Consider the following 20,869-nt stretch of genomic DNA (forward strand, 5'->3'; position numbering starts at 1 on the left):
TTAATATCCGTGTCCTTTTAATATACTCATGGCATGATCGTAGTGGTCTTGTTTGACTAATAGATGGTCCGCTGATGGTTTTACTTCGACGCCTGCCTCCTTTAATATTGCCATGACTCTATCCCGGCGAAAAGTATTCGTATCGATATAAGTGACACACCACAGAGTAGACGGATCTTGCTTTTGAAAAATACGCTTGAGAAAATTCATAAGTTTTTGACTCCTTTCTTTTGCTGGCACTATAGTGTTCGGAAGAAAAGTAGATTTTATGGGAGCATTCGCATGAATTAGGATATGCAGACTAGCATAACGGTCATAAACTGATCTTTCTTTCGTCATAACCTGATAATAACTCTGTTTTATAATCAGAAAATAGAGTATAGCTACTAGGAATTCTGAGTATATAGGAGGAGTCAACTGGTGGAAAGATCAGTAGATGAGTCATTTAAACCCATGTTAAAAGTGAAAATTAATTCGGGGCAAATTGATGTGGATACCCGTGATGAGGCTTACTGGAAAGTGAATTCCTTTACGGAGGAACATCTTTATTATTTGGGATTAAAAAGAAGTGACGCTGATCAAAAGAAGTGACTCTTTGTATGAGGGAGAGCTAGAAACCCTGCTCCAAACAAAAGACCCTGCTCATTCCAATGAGGGAATGTACAGGGTCATTTCTGATGGTTTAAATTCATTGAATCACCTTTCATCAGTTTTTGGTAATTGGATTAATCGAAAAACAGATAACCATACCGCTTTTCTGCTTCCTTCCGCAATTCCATAGCATCGTCAATAACCTCAATAATGGTAGCTAATAACTTGATCATTTATCATTACCTCCTCATCGTTTGTATCCTTATTATCGTACTTTAGGAGTATTTTGCCAAAGTCGGTTTAGCTCCATGTAAGCGACAATCATTCATATTGTAAACCAATGAAAACGGACATCATCAAACGAATTCATAGCTTTTGAACGTTTTTCATGGTTTTTCATAGCGAATTCATACCTAACTGGTGCAATTGACCCAATCCTAGGGTATGAACACATTTACGAAAGAGGAAAAGGTATATTTTAAAACAATTGGGTGGTAAAATTATGAAACAAAGCCAATGAAAATTGGCTAGATCTTTTGGAAAATGAGGAGGAGATACATATGTCAAAACAGTTCGAACTCACACGGGGGGCACTTCTGGGATTTCTTAAAGAGCTGGACGAGACAACGGCGGATGTACAGCCGAATGGCTTTAACAACACAATTCGCTGGCATATTGGCCATGTGCTTTTAACAGCTGAAAAATTTATGTTTGGCTATCCCAAGAAGTCATCAAACCTGCCTGCATCCTACAACGATTTGTTTGGCATGGGTTCAAAACCAGCCGACTGGAGCGGTGATATCCCAGCTCTGCCCGAGTTGATTGCCCATATAGAGAGCCAAACCGCGCGGATCAATGAGCTCACGGAAGAGTTTTTTTCGCAAAAGCTTCCTTTCCAATTTCCGTTTGGAAACATTCAAACGTTCGGAGAATTGTTTGCCCTGACTTTGTATCATGAAGCGGAGCATCTAGGCCAAATAAAAGCTATGAAGCGATGTATCCAAGCATAAACTAATAGGAATGGCAAGAGCCTGGAAGAGACACCAGGCTTTTTATTTTTCATACATTGGATATAGAGTGTGAGTTTACTAGAGCAGTGTCTATGATGAAAGGATGAGGTGATTTTGTCCAAAGAATCGGTCAGAGTATCCAAACGGGACCTAGAAGGGTTTGTCCAATGTGTATTTGAAGCGGCAGGGATAAGTGAAGGACATGCACGCATTGTGGCGAAACATCTCGTGTTGGCCAATCTGCGGGGGATCGATTCGCACGGGGTGAGCAGAGTGGATATATACTGCAAGCGATTGGATAGCGGAATTGTTAACAAGACCAACCAGGTCATCGCCGAAAGAGAGTCGCCTTCCTCCCTGTTGATCGACGGAAGCGGAGGAATGGGGATTATTTTAGCAACTGAAGCCATTCGCATAGCCGTAAAAAAGGCCAAATGCGCAGGTATGGCAGTAGTCGGGATCAAAGATTCCAGCCATTGCGGCATGTTGGCGGACTACACGATGTACGCAGCCCAACAAGGCTGTATTGCGATCGTGACAACCAATGCGCCATCTAGTATGGCTCCTTGGGGGGGCAAGGTGAGGTATTTTGGCACAAATCCTTTTTCTTACGGTGTTCCTGCTGGAAAAGAGAACGACATTATTTTTGATATGGCAACCAGTGTTGTAGCGCGCGGGAAAATCGCACTCGCTCTTCAGAATCAACAACCGATTCCACTAGGGTGGGCGATTTCCAAGGAAGGAAACCCAACAAAGGATCCTGCGGAAGCTCTCGACGGGGTGATCCTCCCTGTGGGTGGCCCAAAAGGCTATGGGCTGGCGTTTTTAGTCGAGGTACTATCCGGGCTGTTTACCGGAGCGGCATACGGTCCGCATATCATGAGCCTTTATCAAGACGTCCATCAGAAACAGAATGTTGGCCAATTCTTTTTTGTCATGCGTGCGGATTTATTTGAGGAATTAGATGGATTTAAGCAACGAGTTGATCAGATGATTCGAGAAATAAGAAATATCCCTTTAGCAGAAGGATTTGAGAAAATATATTTGCCTGGAGAAATAGAGTTGGAAAAGATGGCAGAGCGAGAAACCAGAGGTATTCCGTTATCCATGAAACAGGTCGAAGAGCTTAGAGCGGTAGGGAAACGATACGCAGTTTCTTTGCCATTATAAAGAGTATAATTTTACCCCCTCGGCCTATCCCCCCTCTTTTTGAACCTTTCATAAGCGGTTTGTAAGGCCACCCCAGCAAGCCGTTTCCTCTTTGCCTTGCTCTTTGGCAAAATATCTAATACAATTCCACGTAGGAGGGAAACCATTATGCTATTTACAAATCTTGATATTGCGCAGAAGCTGGATAAAGTGCGGAAGGTAAATCCGCTCGTACATAATATCACTAACGTAGTTGTTACCAATTTTACCGCAAACGGTTTGCTTTCCCTTGGCGCATCGCCGGTGATGGCTTATGCCAAACAGGAAGTGGCGGATATGGCAAAAATCGCGGGTGCGCTTGTCCTCAACATGGGTACTTTAAATGAAACCGAAATTGAAGCGATGATTATTGCAGGAAGGGCGGCCAACGAAAGCGATGTACCGGTTATTTTTGACCCGGTGGGAGCAGGAGCGACCGCTTATCGAACCGAAACCGCACGGCGTATTCTCAGAGAGGTAAAGGTTGGTGCCGTTCGCGGCAATGCCGGGGAACTAGCGAATATTGTCGGGGAGAATTGGACTGTTAAAGGAGTGGATACGGGAGAGGGCTCAGGAGATATGGTTGCTTTAGCGGAAAAGGCAGCCCGTCTGTTATCCTGTTTGGTGGTAATCACGGGCAAAGAGGATATTGTTTCGGATGGAACAAAAACGGTTCTCGTTAAAAACGGACACCCGATTCTGACGAAGGTAACAGGAACCGGCTGTTTGCTTACTTCGGTTATCGGTGCGTTTGCAGCGGTTGAACATAATCTGATGGAAGCAGCGGTGGCAGCCCTTGCTTATTACGGGATCGCCGCGGAACAAGCGGTTGGGCTTGTTGGTTCCAATCGGCCGGGAAGTTTTCAGATTGAGTTCTTAAATCAACTGGCTCAGGTAACATCTGCTCAGGTGAACGAGCTTGCCGTTATTGAACAAGTCTAAGGGAAGAGAAATACGGAAGGGGTGTCTCGTGAAGGGACACCCTTATCAAAACCTATAGTATTTCAACCTTTTTTTCTCTATAAGTCTATCAATTCATCACACAAGTATAGAGGAAGGTGGCCGAAGCCATGACAGAATATTTAGATCGGTTAAATGAAGAGATGAAGTTGATCGGCGCAGCCACTCGCAACGAAGTCCACCAAAAAGGATATTGGCATCAGACGTTTCACTGCTGGGTAGTTCTGGAGGAGGGAGAAGATAGGTTTGTCTTGTTCCAGAAGCGCCATCCGGCTAAGGAAACCTTTCCTAATAAATTAGATATTTCAGCAGCAGGGCACCTGCTTCAGGGTGAAACGGTAGAGGATGGGGTTCGTGAACTGGAAGAGGAATTAGGAATCCAGGTGGACTACGCCGAACTGATATTCCTGGGGACATATAAGGGGAGCTACGTTACGGATGCTTATAAGGACCGGGAATTTAATCATATTCACCTGCTAAAAACCAATCGGAAGCTCACCGAATTTTCCATTCAGCAAGCCGAACTAAAGGGACTCTATAAGGTCAAGCTGGAGTCGTTCCAGTCTTTTCTAAAGGGAAGCCAATCAACAGTGGAAGCAATCGGCTTTGAATACGACGATAGTGGGGAGAAAGTAGAAAGATTACTGCTTGCTGAGCGAAGGGACTTTGCGGCCCAAGGAGATGGTTATTATACCTTTGTTTTTGATGCGATTGAAAAAGCAAAATAGACAGGAACCTTCCCTTAGGTGAGAAGGTTCCTTTTTTTATGGCCGTATTAAATCAAGATTTGCGTAGCCTTAGGTGGTGCTCCCTTTTTTCCTTCTTGTAAATCTCTCCGTGTATCATAGTCAATTTTCATGCTAGCTTCATTTCCAACTATTTCATATGAAATCTTATAAAGTTTTATTGTATCCCGCCCTATAAGATAAAAACCATCTCCAATCGTGACATAGCTGTCTTTTAAGACTTGGACCCCTGCGGCTTGCAAAGCTGCCATTAATTCACTATTGAATTACGCTGATTTAAAGATGAATCAGAAGATAAGTGACCCTAATAAGAAAATAGAATAGTTTTAAGTTTATTTCCTGTCAAACGGGTTATTGATTCAAGTTTGGGCTGGAGTTTTCTTTATGGCATGATTATTGCTTTAAAATGATTAGAAAGAAATAGTATATAGATTATTCTTAGCCAATTGACTTGTAATGAAGGGAGATAAAATATGTTATTACGATTTCTTGTAGAAATGGAAAGGAAGCAAAAGTCGGATATCCATAATCGTGAAGTGTTAGATGTTTATCAAATCGTTCAATGGATTAATCATAATGATACTTCGTTTAGAGAACAACTAATGCAAGATTCGGAACAATTGTTGGCTACGATTAAAGAAGAAACTAAATATATAAAAAGTACCATTTATGCGAATTATTGCTGGAAATAAATGAAGAACTGGATATTGATATATTATACCGATTCTCCCCTATGGTCTTTTGTAGGGTTAAATTATGATTAATTTATAATTTACTTATAATTATGATTTTTTGTATTGGAATTCAAAATAAACATAATATGTATTATAATTAAAATAATTTTGATTTCCAATCAATTGCCATCCATCAAATTAGAGTCGCATTTACCAGTTAATCAATTCATATGGATTTTTTATATGACGGAGAGGGGAACGAAATAAGATGGAAGTGGCTATTGTCGGTTCGGGTGCGGTCGGTGGATTTTTAGGAGCGAAGTTAAAACGAGCAGGTTTCGATGTAACGTTTATAGCCAGGGGACTCCATTTGGAGAAGATGAAGGAACGTGGACTGAGAATACAATCTGACTCGGAGACCTTTTGCATAGATGGGACCTTTACAGAGGATCTGAAGGAAATTAATAGGGCTGATTTTATCTTTTTTACTGTAAAGTCCACCGATACTAGAGAAACGGCTATTATGCTTCGCCCTTTCATGAAAGCGGGTTCACATGTATTGACTTTGCAAAATGGAGTGGATAACGAAGAAATTCTTTCTGAGGTGCTAGGTGAAGAAAAGATTCTTTCCGGAGCTGCTTATATTACCTCCAAAATTGAGGAACCCGGGGTAATACGTCAAGAGGGACCGTTTTCTCTATTGGTCGGCTCGCTGCATGAATCCGCCCAAAAAGCTGTTATGTCTCTTTCGGATCTATGTCAGTCTGCTGGAATTCATTGCAAAACAACCCATTCAATTCTCACACGAAAATGGGATAAGCTGTTATGGAATGTGACCTTTAATCCTTTGTCAGCTGTGACGGGGGCTTCGGTTGGAGAGATTTTGGACGATAAACAATTGAGAATGACAGCAGAAAAAGCATTGCTGGAGGCGGTCATGATCGGAAAAGCTTGTGGGATTGAGATTCGGGAGAAGGTGATTGACCGAATTTTCCCTTCAGCGGAGTTAGTTCGTCATCATAAAACGTCAATGCTTCAGGATCGGGAACGGGGAAAAAGGATGGAAATTGATTCGCTTTGCGGCTTTTTTATTTCCAAAAGCCAAAGGCTGGGCGTCGATACTCCCGTACTTAGCACTCTATATGCTATTTTGTCTTCCATGGAAAGGAGAGACAGATGGAGATGATCAAAAACAAGCCAAAATGGTTGGAAATTATGCCTTTTCCAATCGTGGTAACCGATCGAAATCATATAATAGAGTACTATAACTCCTACTTTGTCAATCTAATTCATAGTGTTACTGAGGGAGTCCGTATTCAAAAATTCTTTCAGGACTGGGAAGTTAAGGGAAAGAACCTTGTATCCGTCAAATTCAAGGAAGATCAATATATATTAATCGATAACCGTATCGTATATGAAAATCAAGAGCTCACTTTCTTTATTCTGGCGGACGGATCGCATATAAAGCTTTTGCAGGAAAAAATTCATGAGTTGGACACACTGAATAAAGAATTTGATGCCATTATTGAAAATTCATATGATGCCATCTATATTACCGATCGTGAAGGAACGACAATCAGAACGAATTCAGCGATCGAGAGAATTACGGGAATTCCGAAGCATTATTATATCGGGAAAAATTCCAAGGACCTGATCAAAAGAGGGATCTTAAAGGAATCTGTCACGTTTAAAGTATTGGAACAAAAGAAACCCGTCAGCCAAATCCAAACCAATTTCGCAGGCAAGGAAACCCTAATGACGGGCACTCCTATTTTTAATGAAGATGGAGAAATTGAAAGAGTCATTACCAATATCCGCGACCTTTCCGAATTAAATGAATTGCATCATGAACTGAAAAAAGTGTTAGAGCTAAACGATCAATATCGCAAGGAACTAGAGAAATTAAAGACAAAAACCCGCCAAGACCCTGATGTGATTGTGGAAAGTACACGCATGCTGGACATCTATGATATGGCAGATCGCATTGCCGATTTCGATGCCACGGTATTAATTCTAGGGGAGACCGGAGTGGGGAAAGATGTATTAGCCAGACATATTTACTGTTCGAGCCAACGGCATGAAAAGGGCGAATTTGTGAAAATCAACTGTGGTGCCATTCCCCATGATTTATTGGAGTCTGAACTTTTCGGGTATGAAGCTGGCGCTTTTACCGGGGCGAACCGCGCGGGAAAACCCGGGATGTTTGAACTCGCGGACAAAGGTGTCTTGTTTTTAGATGAAATCGGAGAGTTACCCTTATTACTGCAAGTGAAATTGCTCCGTGTGTTGCAAGAGAAACAAATCCAACGCATCGGCGGGACCAAACCGAAAAACGTAGATGTCAGACTAGTGGCTGCAACCAATCGAGATTTAAAGGAAATGGTCAGGAAAGGGGAATTTCGAGAGGATTTATTTTATCGGCTCAATGTGATTCCCATATCCATTCCGGCACTTAGAGAAAGGAAAGAGGATATCCTTCCTCTTGTTCAGTATTTCCTAAACATTTTTAATAGAAAATATGGAATTTCAAGAGAGTTTGATCGGAGACTAAAAGACTTCTTTTATCATTTCGATTGGCCGGGAAACGTACGGGAGCTTTCCAATTTAATCGAACGACTGGTTTTGACAGTGCCATCAAAAGTCGTAACGGTACATGACCTTCCATTTGAATATAATTCTTTTCACGAAGAAGATCCAACAAATAATGATCGGGAAGAAGCTCCTGAAAATATTCAAGATGATGAAGAGGAAATGACAACCCCTGTTTCTATTACGACCTTAAAGGAAGCCATTGAAACCGCTGAACGAGAGCTGCTCGTGGCCGCTGTTGAACAATATGGCAGTACGTATAAAATTGCGGAAAAACTGGGAACAAGTCAGCCCACCATTGTGAGGAAACTGAAAAAGTATAATCTAACAACATTGGACTGAATGAGTCAAGAATGAATTAGGTATAATCCAGATCCTGAGGGTTTCTTAAAATGATCACAAGATGGTCCTTTGAGAAACCCTCTTTTTTTGTTAACCGATTCAAATATGAATTAAACTAGTCGTCAATTGATCCAATAATGAATAGACCTCAACAAAAAATGGCTCTTAGAGAGTCCATGTTTCTCCAAAAAAGAGTAAATGTAAGTTTTTTTGATTGGCATCATTATTGCTTATTAGAATTGCAGGTGGGAAAAAGATGAAAGAGTAAGGAGAGGATGGACATCTATGTTAGCACTGCTTAATTTTCTAGCTTTTTTAGCCATAACCGGGTATGCGGTCTATTTATTTGCCCACGTGGTTTATAGCCGTATCACCTTTATCAGGCTAGGCAAAAAATCAAATTTAAAAGAAGACACTCGACAAAGGGTACGGGAGGTTTTAATCAACGTATTCGGCCAGCGAAAATTGTTTAAAGACAAGAAAAGCGGTTGTATGCATTTGATATTGTTTTATGGCTTTATTATCATCCAAATTGGACTTATAGAAATCATAATCAAGGGATTTATTATCGGTTATGAATTCCCTTTCGGCGAAGCGCACAAATATTTCAGTCTCCTGCAGGAGTGGACAACCTTCCTCATGCTGTGCGCTGTGGTATATGCTTCTTACCGCCGTTATATTGAGAAGCTGAAGCGGTTGCAATTCAAGCGGGATGCCAAAGCCGCCTTTGTCTATATTGCACTGACCACGCTGACCCTGTCCATTCTGCTTATGCTGGGCTTCGAAACGGTGATGCTCGGGCATAAACCGGATCTCGTCCATGCTCCATTCTCCGGAGTGATTGCGACGATGTTCTCTGGCATCGGAACGGCGGCTGGAACCGTATTGTTCTACGTATTTTGGTGGGTGCACCTGCTGACCGTGCTAACATTCATGGTATTCGTACCGCAGTCGAAGCAAGCGCATGAGCTATTCGCTATGTTCAATGTCTATTTCAAGAAGGTTGGACCTGTTGGAAAACTGAGAAAGATTGATTTCGAAGATGAAGAAGTCGAGGAATACGGCGTAGGAAAAATAGAGAATTTTACCCAGCAGCAGCTAATCGATCTGTATGCATGCGCGGAATGCGGACGATGCACGAACATGTGCCCCGCTTCAGGAACCGGAAAGTCGTTGTCTCCGATGGATCTCATAGTTAAAATGAGGGATCATTTGACAGAAAAAGGAGCGGCCGTTACCTCCCGTAATCCATGGATGCCCGGTTTTGTTTTTGGATCTACTGCATTATCCCCTTCATTACCGGCTGAATCGGCAGCTCAGGAAATCGCGGCAACGGCTGAAATGCCAAACTTGATCGGCGATGTGATCACTGAGGAGGAATTATGGGCTTGTACGACATGCCGGAATTGTGAAGACCAGTGTCCGGTGGCTAACGAACATGTGGATAAAATCATTGATATGAGGCGTTATTTAGTCTTAACTGAAGGCAACATGCCTCACGAAGCTACCCGTTATTTTCAAAACATCGAGCGGCAGAGCAACCCGTGGGGAATTAACCGCAAGGAGCGCATTAAATGGCGTGAAGAATGTGAGGATATTGAAGTCCCGACTGTTAATGAGACGGAAGAATTCGAATATCTCTTTTGGGTTGGATCGATGGGATCCTTTGATAAACGCAGTCAAAAGATCGTCCAATCATTTGCAAAAATTATGAACTTAGCAGGCATCCAATTTGCCATTCTTGGCAATGAAGAGCGCAACTCTGGGGATACGGCGCGGAGAATGGGGAACGAATTCTTATTTCAGCAGTTATGTCAGGAGAATATCGCAAATTTCCAGGCTTATGATGTGAAGAAGATTGTAACCATTGATCCGCATGCTTACAATACCTTTAAACATGAATATCCAGAATTTGGTTTAGAAGCCGAAGTTTATCACCATACCGAGTTGATCTGGCAATGGATACAAGAGGGCCGCATTCAGCCGATGAAGGAAGTAAAAGAAGCCATCGCTTATCATGACTCATGTTATATTGGGCGCTATAACGAAATCTACAATATCCCTCGTGAAATTCTCAAATCCATTCCAGGTGTCAAAATTCTTGAGATGGAGCGCAATAAAGAGGATGCCATGTGTTGCGGGGCTGGTGGAGGCATGATGTGGATGGAAGAGACACAAGGAAAGCGGATCAATGTGGATCGCACAGAACAAGCTCTGCAGCTGAACCCCACCACGATCGGCAGTAACTGTCCTTATTGCCTAACCATGTTAAGTGATGGAACGAAGGCTAAGGAGGTGGAGGAACAAGTAAAGACGTTAGACATCGTAGAAATTGTAGAACGGTCAATAGCCGGCTAGATTAGTTTATTACACAGTGGAAAAAGGGGAATGATCGTATGAAGGATCAGGTAGTTATCGTTACAGGAGGAAGCAGCGGTATTGGGAAAGCCATGGCTGGAAAATTTGCTCGAGACGGAGCGCGTGTCGTCATCACAGGGCGCAATCGGGAACGGTTGGAAGAAGCGAAAAGAGAAATTGAACAGACTCCGGATCAAATCCTCTGCATTCCAATGGATGTTCGGGAGCCAGGAAAAGTTCAGTATATGGTTGAGGAAACGAAAAGACATTTTGGAAGAATCGATTTTCTCGTCAATAATGCAGCCGGAAACTTCATCAGTCCGGCAGAAGATTTATCTGTGAATGGATGGAATGCAGTGATCGATATAGTTCTTAATGGCACATGGTACTGTACGCAGGCGGTAGGGAAGGAATGGATTCGGACGAGACATAAAGGAAGCATTATCAATATCGTAGCGACCTATGCATGGTCGGCGGGATCCGGCGTCATTCATTCCGCCAGTGCAAAAGCAGGGGTATTAGCGATGACGAGAACTCTGGCTGTAGAATGGGGCTCCAAATATGGAATTCGGGTCAATGCGATTGCCCCCGGCCCGATTTCTGATACGGGAGGGGCAGAACGGTTATGGGCGTCGGAAGAAGCGTATCAGCGCACCATTCAGAGTATACCTTCCGGACGTCTGGGACGACCGGAAGAGGTTGCAGAAGTAGCCGCTTTTCTCTTTTCGCCTCAGTCTTCCTTTATAAATGGGGATTGCATTACAATTGACGGCGGTCAATGGTTAAACCGAAAATCTTTCAGCTGACGTTCAGAAGGGATGTGAACCATGTACCAACATATTGTGGTAGACATTGAAAAGCAGATTGCTTTAATTAAGCTGAATCGGCCCGAGATTCGAAACGCTTTAGTTACAGAGATGAGGAAAGAGTTAATTGATGTTTTTCAGCAGGTGAATCGATCAAAGGAGATTCGAGCTGTCGTTCTTACCGGAATGGGAAGAGCATTCTCTGCTGGCGGCGACTTGCGTACATTGCAAGGAGTGGATGCCATTTCAGGTAGGGACCGGCTGAAGGAAGGCCATCAGGTAATTCAAGCTATCTTAAATGTAGAAAAGCCGATCATCGCTGCGGTCAATGGTGTCGCCGCCGGGGCGGGATTCAGTCTGGCCCTTGCGTGCGATATCGTCTATGCCTCACGGTCTTCGACGTTCATCCAAAGCTTTGCGAAGGTGGGCTTAATTCCTGATCTCGGATCCATTCATTTCTTAACCCAAATGCTTGGCCCCTATAAGGCAAAGGAGCTGATGTTTACAGGAGAGGTGCTGACTGCAGGACAAGCTTTCCAATTAGGACTAGTCAACCGGGTTACAGAAGAAGAGGATTTGCTTGATCAAGTACTTGTCTTTGCAGAGAAGTTGTCAAACGGTCCTGGCCTCGCGCTCGGGTTAACTAAAAAGCTAGTGAATCAAAATGTGAATACGATGCTGGACCATACGCTGGAGTTAGAAGCATTCGCTCAAGGCCTTTGTTTTGAGACAGAGGATTTTAGGGAGGGTGTAGAGGCCTTCTTTGAGAAACGGCTCCCTTGCTTTAAGGGAAGGTAACTAATACATTATTGAATTGACGATACAGAAAAGAATTGATATGAACCGATATTTAGGAAAAATAATTCAAGCCTGTATCAATACTGGATATAACGATAGAAAATTAACAATATTACTTGTTTTTTGATTGGCACAATACTTGCTAATATTTATGAGAGTGAAAATCATACAAGGGGGGTTTGAGATGTTAAGTGTAAATCAACTGGTTTCCGCGTATGGCAAAGTTCAAGTATTGCATGGGATTGATTTGCATGTCAACGAAGGGGAGATTGTGGCTATTATAGGAAGCAATGGCGCTGGCAAATCGACGACCATAAAATCCATTATGGGAGAATTGAAACCCCTTTCTGGAAGTATTGCTTTCCAAGGAGAGTCGATTCAAGGATGTCCGATCTCGGAAATTGTGAAAAAGGGGATCGCTATTGTGCCGGAGGGGAGGCAAATTTTTCCGAACTTAACGGTATGGGAAAATTTATTAATGGGAGGATACCTCAATTACTTTAAGAACAAAAAAGAAGTGATCGAGCGGGCGGAAGAAATGCTAGAGCTTTTTCCACGGATGAAAGAGCGCTTGAAAGTAAAGGCGGGAACCGTGAGCGGAGGGGAGCAGCAAATGGTGGCTGTTGGAAGAGCGTTAATGTCCAGGCCCAAATTGTTGATGTTAGATGAACCGACCCTTGGATTGGCACCCAATATTGTGGATAATCTATTTTCCATTATAGCGGACCTGAACAAAAAGGGATTAACCGTATTGGTTGTAGAACAGAAAGCCTACCGGGCCTTGGAAATCAGTGAGCGTACCTATGCCATTGAAACGGGGAAGGTTATCGTAGAAGGGAAATCCATCGAGTTGTTGCAGGATAGTTATGTAAAAGAAGTGTACCTCGGACAAGTCAGTTAATTGACTTTTTCTAGATGGATAGAAAAAGGGGAGAGGAATAGAGATGTTCAAAAAAATACCTTCGATGGTTTTATCGTTCACCTTAACAGCCGGAATGTTGGCAGGTTGTGGAGGCGGGACTGGCGATCAGCAGGCGAGTGCCGGCAGCAAGGATGAAAAGGAGGTCAAAATCGGTATTTTAGGTGCGAGATCAGGCACCTCTGCATCCCTTGGCCAGTATTTGGATGGTGCCCAAGCAGCCATTGATCATGTGAACGAACAAGGCGGTTTGAATGGGTATACATTTAAAGCTGTCGTTCGGGATGATGAAGCCAATCCGACCAAATCGAAAGAATTAGTGAAAGAGTTGATTCATAAGGAAGAGGTGTCGGTGATTATCGGTCCTACGAACACTTCCAATGCCTTAGCTATATTGCCGGAAGTCTTTTCGGCCAAGGTACCGCTGATCGATCCTGTTGCAACGGGCACCAAGATTGGGGAAGAAGCTAAAAAACTATCAAAAAGCGGAAAAAATTATTTCTTCCGGACGACGACCCCTGACGAGGCACAGGCGGATGCTATTGTGGATTACTTAGTCAAACAGGGATATTCTAAGCCGGTCATTTTGCATGATGAAACAGCTTACGGTAAAGGCGGCTTGGAAGAGTTGCAAAAATCACTGGGAAAATCAGGGGTGAAAGCCATAAAAGAAATTGGATTTCCGATGAATTCTCCTGATTTAACCCCTCAGGTATTAGAAGCAACAAATACGGGAGCGGATGTCATTCTGGTTTGGGCGTTGGGTCAAGATCAGGCTCAAATTGCAAAAGCAAAACATAAATTAGGCAAAAATATCCCCATGATCGGATGCACTTCTCTTCAAACCGCGAATTTCCGCAAGCTGGCTGGGGAAGCCGCTAATGGTACGCTGAGCGTTTGGCCGGCCGATCATGTAAGGGAGAAAAAACAAGGAGATCGTCCGGAAAGGATCCAAACTTCTTATGATGTATACAAGGAATTTTTCCCAGACGGGTATAATCTGGACGATGCGGGTTCAATGATGTTTGCTTATGATGCGGCCATGGTGGCCATGAATGCGATTGCCCATGCAGGAAATGATCCGGTCGCCATTCGTGACGCGATTGAAAGCCTTCCGCATAAGAATATCGCTTCCAAAGATCTAATTCAATATAGTCCGGATCAACATGAAGTGTGGAAGAAAGAAGACTTTAGCATGATTATTGTAGAAAAAGGAAAATTGTTTGAACTTAATCAATAACATATAAAGGTGAACAGGATCAGGAGGGGGATATATGCAAGACAAACCGTGGCTGAAATTTTATCCTTCGGGTGTTCCTAAGGAAATTGAATTTCCGGCCATTTCCATCTATCAATTATTAGAGAGATCAGCCTATGATTACCCGGAGCAAGAGGCGATTGTAGACGGTGCACATACCATCACGTATCGGAAACTAAAAGAAAAAAGTGAGTCCTTAGCAGCCTGCTTGTCGGAAATGGGGTTTAAAAAAGGACAACGAATGGCTATTATGCTCCCGAACTGTTGGGAATACATTGTTTCCTATTTTGCGGTTCAGTGTTTAGGGGGGATTGTGGTTCAAGTCAATCCCATGTATCAACGGCATGAGCTGGAGTTTATTCTGGAGGACTCAACAGCTTGGGGGATTATTTGCCAAGCTGAAGCTCGAGACAAATTAAAAGAAATTCCATGCAGTGAAGGGATTAACAAGATCATTACCGATCCGCATCACTTGGAGGAACGAGAATGGCCGCTTGATGATCTGCTTAAGACATCGGCTCAAGATCTGTCCAAGGTGGAAATCATTCCGAACGAAGACATCGCTGTGCTGCAGTATACAGGAGGAACCACGGGGAGATCGAAAGCGGTGATGTTGACTCACTCCAATTTGATCTCAAATGTCTACCAAATCTTCAGCACTTTTGGCGGGATGTTTAAAAGACCTGGAGAAAGGATGCTCAGCATCTCCCCATTCTTCCATGTATACGGGATGAACAACTGTATGAATTCATCGATCTTTGCTGCTGCCACCATCATTTGTATGAAAAAATTTACTCCCGATGAGGCGATTGAATTAATGAAAAAGCATAGTCCAACCTTCTTCCCCGGGGTACCGACCATGTACATGGGATTGCTGCACCACCCTCTTGCGGAGGAAGCGGGACTGGATTCGATCAAAGTGTGCAACAGCGGGTCGGCACCAATGCCTGCAGAATTATTAAAAGAATTTGAACAAAAAACTGGTGCCATCATCGTTGAAGGATACGGTTTATCCGAAGCTTCCCCAGTGACCCATCGAAATCCGATCCGAGGGAAGCGGAAAATTGGCAGTATTGGAGTGCCGATACCGGGTACCGATAGCAAAGTGGTTGACCTGGAAACAGGAAAAGTGGAAATGCCCAATGGTGTTCCCGGTGAACTTGTGATCAAAGGTCCTCAGGTGATGAAAGGGTATTGGAATAATGGGGAAGAGACAGCTATCGCATTGCGGGACGGATGGCTGTATACCGGGGATATCGCGACAATGGATGAGGACGGATACTTTTATATAGTCGGTCGAAAAAAGGAAATGATCATTTCAAGCGGTTATAATATTTACCCCAATGAAGTGGAAGAAGTACTGTATCAACATCCTTCCATCAAGGAAGTGTGTGCATTCGGGGTTCCGGATGCTTATCGCGGTGAAGCAGTCAAGATTGCCGTCGTCCTCCGGGAGGGAACCAGTGTCTCGGAAGCAGAATTAATCCAATGGTGCCAAGATCGTTTGGCCAAATACAAGGTGCCAAAATATGTAGAATTTGTAAGTGAACTTCCGAAAACAGCTGTCGGAAAGGTGCTAAGAAGAAAATTGTCAGAAATATCGAAGGTATAACCAAATCGTAAGGAGGACTAAAAATGAAAGATGAGATTGTAATCGTTTCTGCAGCAAGAACCGCGATTGGAAAATTTGGCGGAACATTAAAGGATATCAATTCGGGAACGCTGGGGGCAATCGTGCTTGAGGAAGCGGTGCGCCGAGCAGGGATTTCTCCTGAAACAGTCCACGAAGTAATTATGGGGGAAGTGAGACAATCCACCGAATCTTCCAATATGGCCAGAGTGGCAGCTCTGCGGGCAGGGCTCCCCGATACAGCGACCGCTTATACGGTGAACCGACTATGTGCATCCGGCATGCAGGCTGTTGCTTCGGCTGTCCAGCAGATTGCCTTTGGACAAGCCGAGGTGGCAGTGGCGGGGGGAGCGGAGAGTCTCAGCTTATCTCCCATTTACCTACGCAATGCCCGTTTTGGTGAAGGAAATCCGGTTATTGTCGATTCGAACTTGGAAAATGGACAGCAACCGATGGAGATCTTTGGTTCCCATCTCGGGATGGGAATGACGGCTGAAAATGTCGCGGTACGCTACAACATTACACGAGAGGAACAGGATGCCTTTGCTTTGCAGAGTCAACAGCGCGCAGCTGCCGCGATTCGAAACCATAAATTTAAAGATGAGATTGTTCCAGTAGAAGTAAAGCAAAAGAAAAAAACGATGCTGTTCGATACGGATGAATTTCCTCGAGACACTTCAATGGAACAGCTTGCCGCCCTTAAGCCGGCCTTTAGGGAAGGTGGCACTGTTACAGCAGGAAATGCTTGCGGACGGAATGATGGGGCAGCCGCCTTGGTCTTGATGTCACGCCAAAAAGCGCAAGAATTAGGTTGCAAGCCGATGGGGAAAATCATTGATTGGGCAACATCCGGCGTTTCGCCTGAGATTATGGGAATCGGACCCGTTCCAGCGGTGCGCAAGCTGTTGGACAGAACCAAAATGAGCCTAGCAGAATACGGTTTGGTAGAACTAAATGAGGCTTTTGCCGCTCAAGCCCTTGCCGTCATTCGTGAGCTGAACTTGGATACGGACAAACTAAACGTCAATGGCGGTGCGATCGCCTTAGGGCATCCGCTGGGCGCAACGGGAGCAAGAATTATGACGTCCTTGCTTTATGAAATGAAACGCAGGAACGAACAGTTTGGTTTAGCCACGCTATGCGTTGGCGGCGGCCAAGGGATGGCTATCGGGATTGAGCTTCTGGATTAGACTGGAATGAATAATCCAATATCGAATCATGCGATACAAAAACGGATTGGAAATCGATACAATTATCAATATTTGTCCGACTATTAATTCATTAGCGAATCGTTCGAATTGGAATTCTGAAAATTTGGTTGGCATAGAAATTGCTATTAAATGTAGGTAAGAGAAAAATAAGGCCATTATAGAACAAGTAAATCGACAAGGACAGACAAAAGGAGGATCAACATGGATTTTAAACTAACAGAAGAGCTGCAGCAAATACGGGCAATGGTCAGAGACTTCGTGGAAAACGAAGTGGAGCCATATGCCCAGCAAATCGAGGAGGAAGATGCGATTCCTTCGCATCTGGTGGAGAAGGCAAAAGAATTAGGGCTATTTGGGATCAGCATTCCTGAGAAATACGGCGGCATTGGTCTTTCCACAGTGGAAAAAGCCATTGTATTGGAACAGTTGGGGCGTACACATAATGGATTTGTATCATTGATCTCAGCTCATACCGGAATTGGCAGTACAGGTTTGGTCAAGCTTGCGTCTGAGGCGCTAAAGGAAAAATATCTGCCGGATATGGCGGCAGGCCGAAAAATCGCAGCATTTGCCTTATCGGAGCCGGGAGCGGGTTCAGATGCCACCAACTTGTCCACAAGAGCTGTGAAAAAGGGAGATACGTGGATCCTGAATGGGATGAAGCATTTTATCACCAATGGCCCAGTTGCTGATGTGTTCACCGTCTTTGCCATGACCGATAAGGATAAAGGGGCTAAAGGGGGGATTACAGCTTTTCTAGTTGAAAAGAATTTTCCGGGTTTAATTGTCGGAAAGACGGATAAGAAAATGGGTTTAAAAGGATCATTTACATCTCAAATCATTTTCGAAGATTGTGAGGTTCCGGATGAGAATGTCATCGGAGAAGTTGGCTTGGGGTACACTTCCGCCTTGCGAATTCTGGGTGAAGGCCGAGTAAGCTTGGCGGCCCGGTCTGTCGGGTCTTGTGATAAGCTGATTGAAATGTCAGCCCGTTATGCCAAGGAAAGAATTCAATTTGGTAAACCAATCGCCAAAAATCAGGGAATCCAATGGATGCTGGCGGAGATGGCAACTGAAACCGAAGCGGCCAGAGCGTTGACTTATCGGGCGGCATGGCTGGTGGATGAAGGGGTCAAGGCAATCAAGGAAGCTTCCATGGCCAAGCTGTTTGCCACGGATGTATTTAACAAGGTTGCTGACAAAGCGGTGCAGATCCATGGGGGAATGGGCTATATGGCAGAATATCCAGTGGAACGTTTCTACCGGGATGCCCGTATTACCAAAATCTATGAAGGAACCAATGAAATCCAAAAACTGATCATTTCTCAACGGGTTTTAGAAGAATGTTAAAGCTGAACCAGTAGATTCATTTATTCCATACAAAATTCGGGATGCAGAGGGATATAAAAAAAGTGCATCTACACCTGTTAAAATAAGGCTAAATGTGTGACCCTCTCATTCATATTACCAACTAAAAACATATGAAAACTTATAATTATATTTCAAGTGTTGAGTGTCGATGGGGGAAGCTCCATTAAATCAGCCTGTTCAACTTCATAAACACTCCATAAATAAACGTCTATATTTAGGGGGAAAAGACATGATCAAAAGAATCAGCCTAGTCCTTATGAGTTGCGTATTGTCTTTAAGCAGCCTCGTGGCTTGTACGGGTGGCGGCGAACAGGCTGCGACGAAGACGGAAGCTTCAAAAGAAGGGGGAGCCTCTGGCGGAAAGACTGTCAAAATTGGGATTATTGGCGCAAGAACGGGTCCTTCAGCTACACTTGGGCAATATTTTGACGGGGCTACAGCAGCGATTCAGCATATCAATGAGCAGGGAGGATTGAATGGGTATACATTTGAAGTGGTGATGCGGGATGATGAGGCAAATCCGACCAAATCAAAGGAATTAATCAAAGATCTTCTTCATAAGGAGAAGGTTTCTGTGGTTATCGGACCGACCAATACTTCCAATGCATTGGCCATCCTCCCAGAAATCTTTAATGCCAAAGTTCCTTTAATTGATGCAGTTGCCACAGGATCCAAGATTGGCGAGGAAGCGGAAAAGTTGGCTAAAGGCGGGGAGAATTACTTTTTCCGTACCACGACTCCCGATGATGCTCAGGCGGATGCTATAGCGGATTATGTCAAGAAGAAAGGTTACCAGAAACCGGTTATCTTGCATGATGAAACGGCTTATGGAAAAGGCGGATTATTGGAGCTGCAAAAGGGGTTAGAGAAAATCAAGGTCAAACCAATTAAAGAAATTGGCTTCCCCATGAATAGCCCTGATTTAACGCCGCAAGTCCTAGAGGGCAAGCAAAATGGCGCTGATGTCCTCCTTGTATGGGCTTTGGGCCAAGATATGGCCCAGATCGCAAAGGCTAAGCAGAAATTAGGGATTCAAATTGAAATGATTGGTTCCACCTCCTTGCAAACACCGAACTTTAGAAAATTGGCAGGTGATTCAGCGAATGGAACATTAACGATTTGGCCAAAAGATCATGTCCGGGAGAAAAAAGAGGGAGACCGCACGAAACGGATTAAAGATGCTTACGAAGTCTATAAGAAGTACAGCCAGAATGCCCTCAGTATTGATGACGCCGGTACAGTGATGTTCGCTTACGATGCCGCCATCATCGCGATGAATGCGATTGCTCAAGCAGGACCAGAACCGGAAGCTGTTCGTGATGCAATAGAGAGCATCAAGCATGAGAAGCTGGCTTCCAAGGACGTGATCCAATACAGCAAGGATAATCATGAAGTGTGGCTCGGAGAGGATTTAGGAATGGTGATCGTGGAAAACGGCAAGTTATTTGAGATGTCGGAGTAACTGAACGCATTTGTAAACGTTGTCAATGCCGACTAAAGATTAGGAGGATCAAAATGACTTCAAGCTTTGTTATGCAATTAGTCATAAGCGGTTTAACCATGGGCAGTATATATGCACTAGTCGCCATCGCGTATAATATCATATTTTCTACTACTCACATTATTAACTTTGCCACCGGGGAATTCGTCATGCTTGGGGCCTTGGTGACCTTATCGATCGTAACGGGTCTTCATATCCCGCCCTTACTTGCGATTCCATTAACGATGATTGTAGTCGCGATGGTGGGTCTCATGGTGGAGCGGATAGCCTATCGCCCGGTACAAGGCGTTAAAGTAGCAGGTCACAGCATCGCTTGGATTATAAGCACGCTCGCTTTTTCCATTATCCTTCAAAATATTGCGATGATTATTTGGGGAAAAGACTTCTTGCCTGTTCCTCCGCCATTTGAAAGTAAAACGATTTCTTTTATGGGTGCTGCTCTCGATACCAACCAGTTGTATATTTTCTTGGGCGCCTTGCTCATCGCCCTATTAGTCGAAATTCTGCTGAACAAAACCTACATTGGAAAAATGATTAAAGCGACAAGTGTAAATAAGCAGGCCGCTGAATACATGGGGATTAAAACATCCTATGTCATTTCGCTCTCCTTTGCCATTGCAGGCGGCATCGCCTCAATCGCAGGAGTTTTGGTCAGTCCCTTAACCTTTGCAAGCAGTACGATGGGACTGCTGATCGGACTGAAAGGGTTTGCCGTGGGAGTAATGGGCGGCCTGGGAAGCGGTCATGGAGCCATCTTTGCAGGATTAGCCCTAGGGATTTGCGAAGTGTTTGCCGGCTCTTTCATTTCAGCGGGTTACCGGGATATCGTGGCATTCGTTCTACTGATCATTGTACTAGCCTTGAAGCCGGATGGATTATTCGGGGAAGCCATAGTAGAGAAGGCTTAAGGAGGGAAG

20 protein-coding genes are annotated in these 20,869 nt (G+C 44.0%); 18 read left to right on the plus strand and 2 right to left on the minus strand.

What is annotated here, in order from left to right; genetic code table 11:
- Complete coding sequence (locus ABLT31_RS03955; protein WP_367749142.1) at nt 1-210, minus strand: hypothetical protein; 210 nt, start codon at nt 208-210, stop codon at nt 1-3.
- Nucleotides 211-420: 210 nt separating this feature from the next.
- On the opposite strand from ABLT31_RS03955, the gene ABLT31_RS03960 reads away from it, so the two are divergent.
- The 5 genes from ABLT31_RS03960 to ABLT31_RS03980 all read left to right on the plus strand — a co-directional run bounded on the left by ABLT31_RS03960 (nt 421) and on the right by ABLT31_RS03980 (nt 4,477).
- A complete protein-coding gene (locus ABLT31_RS03960; RefSeq protein ID WP_367749145.1) occupies nt 421-591 on the plus strand; it encodes a hypothetical protein in 171 nt (56 codons plus the stop codon).
- 560 nt (nt 592-1,151) lie between these two features.
- Complete coding sequence (locus ABLT31_RS03965; RefSeq protein ID WP_367749147.1) at nt 1,152-1,601, plus strand: DinB family protein; 450 nt, start codon at nt 1,152-1,154, stop codon at nt 1,599-1,601.
- Between the two features lie 114 nt (nt 1,602-1,715).
- A complete protein-coding gene (locus ABLT31_RS03970; protein ID WP_367749150.1) occupies nt 1,716-2,771 on the plus strand; it encodes an Ldh family oxidoreductase in 1,056 nt (351 codons plus the stop codon).
- Between the two features lie 147 nt (nt 2,772-2,918).
- Nucleotides 2,919-3,731 (plus strand): hydroxyethylthiazole kinase, encoded by an 813-nt coding sequence (thiM, locus tag ABLT31_RS03975; RefSeq protein ID WP_367749152.1) that lies wholly within the window; start codon nt 2,919-2,921, stop codon nt 3,729-3,731.
- Nucleotides 3,732-3,859: 128 nt separating this feature from the next.
- The gene (locus ABLT31_RS03980) at nt 3,860-4,477 is read left to right on the plus strand and encodes an NUDIX hydrolase (protein ID WP_367749155.1); all 618 of its coding nucleotides are present in this window, start codon (nt 3,860-3,862) and stop codon (nt 4,475-4,477) included.
- A gap of 47 nt (nt 4,478-4,524) precedes the next feature.
- On the opposite strand, the gene ABLT31_RS03985 is transcribed toward ABLT31_RS03980, so the two are convergent.
- Nucleotides 4,525-4,746, minus strand: coding sequence for a metallophosphoesterase family protein (locus tag ABLT31_RS03985; RefSeq protein ID WP_367749158.1), 222 nt, complete (start codon nt 4,744-4,746; stop codon nt 4,525-4,527).
- 222 nt (nt 4,747-4,968) lie between these two features.
- Between ABLT31_RS03985 and ABLT31_RS03990 the strand changes: the two genes are divergently transcribed.
- From ABLT31_RS03990 to ABLT31_RS04050, 13 genes are all read left to right on the plus strand, one after another.
- Nucleotides 4,969-5,187, plus strand: a complete 219-nt coding sequence (locus tag ABLT31_RS03990; protein ID WP_367749159.1) for a hypothetical protein — start codon at nt 4,969-4,971, stop codon at nt 5,185-5,187.
- A 250-nt stretch (nt 5,188-5,437) separates the two neighbouring features.
- A complete protein-coding gene (locus ABLT31_RS03995) occupies nt 5,438-6,355 on the plus strand; it encodes a ketopantoate reductase family protein (protein ID WP_367749162.1) in 918 nt (305 codons plus the stop codon).
- On the plus strand, nt 6,346-8,100 hold the full coding sequence (locus ABLT31_RS04000) for a sigma-54 interaction domain-containing protein (protein WP_367749165.1): 1,755 nt from the start codon (nt 6,346-6,348) through the stop codon (nt 8,098-8,100). Before ABLT31_RS03995 ends, ABLT31_RS04000 begins: the two co-directional genes overlap by 10 nt.
- Before the next feature lie 285 nt (nt 8,101-8,385).
- Nucleotides 8,386-10,458 (plus strand): (Fe-S)-binding protein, encoded by a 2,073-nt coding sequence (locus ABLT31_RS04005; RefSeq protein ID WP_367749168.1) that lies wholly within the window; start codon nt 8,386-8,388, stop codon nt 10,456-10,458.
- A gap of 38 nt (nt 10,459-10,496) precedes the next feature.
- Nucleotides 10,497-11,264: a 2,4-dienoyl-CoA reductase gene (gene fadH / locus ABLT31_RS04010; RefSeq protein WP_367749170.1), complete on the plus strand. Its 768-nt coding sequence runs from the start codon at nt 10,497-10,499 to the stop codon at nt 11,262-11,264.
- 21 nt (nt 11,265-11,285) lie between these two features.
- Nucleotides 11,286-12,062 (plus strand): enoyl-CoA hydratase/isomerase family protein, encoded by a 777-nt coding sequence (locus tag ABLT31_RS04015; protein ID WP_367749173.1) that lies wholly within the window; start codon nt 11,286-11,288, stop codon nt 12,060-12,062.
- 184 nt (nt 12,063-12,246) lie between these two features.
- Nucleotides 12,247-12,963: an ABC transporter ATP-binding protein gene (locus ABLT31_RS04020; protein WP_367749176.1), complete on the plus strand. Its 717-nt coding sequence runs from the start codon at nt 12,247-12,249 to the stop codon at nt 12,961-12,963.
- 43 nt (nt 12,964-13,006) lie between these two features.
- Nucleotides 13,007-14,221: an ABC transporter substrate-binding protein gene (locus ABLT31_RS04025; RefSeq protein ID WP_367749179.1), complete on the plus strand. Its 1,215-nt coding sequence runs from the start codon at nt 13,007-13,009 to the stop codon at nt 14,219-14,221.
- Between the two features lie 34 nt (nt 14,222-14,255).
- A complete protein-coding gene (locus ABLT31_RS04030; RefSeq protein ID WP_367749182.1) occupies nt 14,256-15,851 on the plus strand; it encodes a long-chain-fatty-acid--CoA ligase in 1,596 nt (531 codons plus the stop codon).
- Between the two features lie 23 nt (nt 15,852-15,874).
- Nucleotides 15,875-17,059, plus strand: a complete 1,185-nt coding sequence (locus ABLT31_RS04035; protein ID WP_367749185.1) for a thiolase family protein — start codon at nt 15,875-15,877, stop codon at nt 17,057-17,059.
- Between the two features lie 222 nt (nt 17,060-17,281).
- Nucleotides 17,282-18,430: an acyl-CoA dehydrogenase family protein gene (locus ABLT31_RS04040; RefSeq protein WP_367749188.1), complete on the plus strand. Its 1,149-nt coding sequence runs from the start codon at nt 17,282-17,284 to the stop codon at nt 18,428-18,430.
- A gap of 250 nt (nt 18,431-18,680) precedes the next feature.
- Nucleotides 18,681-19,913, plus strand: a complete 1,233-nt coding sequence (locus tag ABLT31_RS04045; protein WP_367749190.1) for an ABC transporter substrate-binding protein — start codon at nt 18,681-18,683, stop codon at nt 19,911-19,913.
- Nucleotides 19,914-19,966: 53 nt separating this feature from the next.
- Entirely contained in the window at nt 19,967-20,860 is an 894-nt protein-coding gene (locus tag ABLT31_RS04050) for a branched-chain amino acid ABC transporter permease (protein WP_367749192.1), read from the plus strand.
- The last annotated feature ends 9 nt before the right edge of the window (nt 20,861-20,869 follow it).

It is taken from the genome of Ammoniphilus soli (assembly GCF_040813775.1).

Coding starts and splice junctions, on each gene's coding strand:
- ABLT31_RS03965 (WP_367749147.1), top strand. CDS start 1,152: ATGTCAAAACAGTTCGAACTCACACGGGGGGCACTTCTGGGATTTCTT.
- ABLT31_RS04020 (WP_367749176.1), top strand. CDS start 12,247: ATGTTAAGTGTAAATCAACTGGTTTCCGCGTATGGCAAAGTTCAAGTA.
- ABLT31_RS04050 (WP_367749192.1), top strand. CDS start 19,967: ATGACTTCAAGCTTTGTTATGCAATTAGTCATAAGCGGTTTAACCATG.
- ABLT31_RS03955 (WP_367749142.1), bottom strand. CDS start 210: ATGAATTTTCTCAAGCGTATTTTTCAAAAGCAAGATCCGTCTACTCTG.
- ABLT31_RS03980 (WP_367749155.1), top strand. CDS start 3,860: ATGACAGAATATTTAGATCGGTTAAATGAAGAGATGAAGTTGATCGGC.
- fadH (WP_367749170.1), top strand. CDS start 10,497: ATGAAGGATCAGGTAGTTATCGTTACAGGAGGAAGCAGCGGTATTGGG.
- ABLT31_RS04030 (WP_367749182.1), top strand. CDS start 14,256: ATGCAAGACAAACCGTGGCTGAAATTTTATCCTTCGGGTGTTCCTAAG.
- ABLT31_RS04040 (WP_367749188.1), top strand. CDS start 17,282: ATGGATTTTAAACTAACAGAAGAGCTGCAGCAAATACGGGCAATGGTC.
- ABLT31_RS04005 (WP_367749168.1), top strand. CDS start 8,386: ATGTTAGCACTGCTTAATTTTCTAGCTTTTTTAGCCATAACCGGGTAT.
- ABLT31_RS04015 (WP_367749173.1), top strand. CDS start 11,286: ATGTACCAACATATTGTGGTAGACATTGAAAAGCAGATTGCTTTAATT.
- ABLT31_RS03990 (WP_367749159.1), top strand. CDS start 4,969: ATGTTATTACGATTTCTTGTAGAAATGGAAAGGAAGCAAAAGTCGGAT.
- thiM (WP_367749152.1), top strand. CDS start 2,919: ATGCTATTTACAAATCTTGATATTGCGCAGAAGCTGGATAAAGTGCGG.
- ABLT31_RS03985 (WP_367749158.1), bottom strand. CDS start 4,746: ATGGCAGCTTTGCAAGCCGCAGGGGTCCAAGTCTTAAAAGACAGCTAT.
- ABLT31_RS04025 (WP_367749179.1), top strand. CDS start 13,007: ATGTTCAAAAAAATACCTTCGATGGTTTTATCGTTCACCTTAACAGCC.
- ABLT31_RS04000 (WP_367749165.1), top strand. CDS start 6,346: ATGGAGATGATCAAAAACAAGCCAAAATGGTTGGAAATTATGCCTTTT.
- ABLT31_RS04045 (WP_367749190.1), top strand. CDS start 18,681: ATGATCAAAAGAATCAGCCTAGTCCTTATGAGTTGCGTATTGTCTTTA.
- ABLT31_RS03995 (WP_367749162.1), top strand. CDS start 5,438: ATGGAAGTGGCTATTGTCGGTTCGGGTGCGGTCGGTGGATTTTTAGGA.
- ABLT31_RS04035 (WP_367749185.1), top strand. CDS start 15,875: ATGAAAGATGAGATTGTAATCGTTTCTGCAGCAAGAACCGCGATTGGA.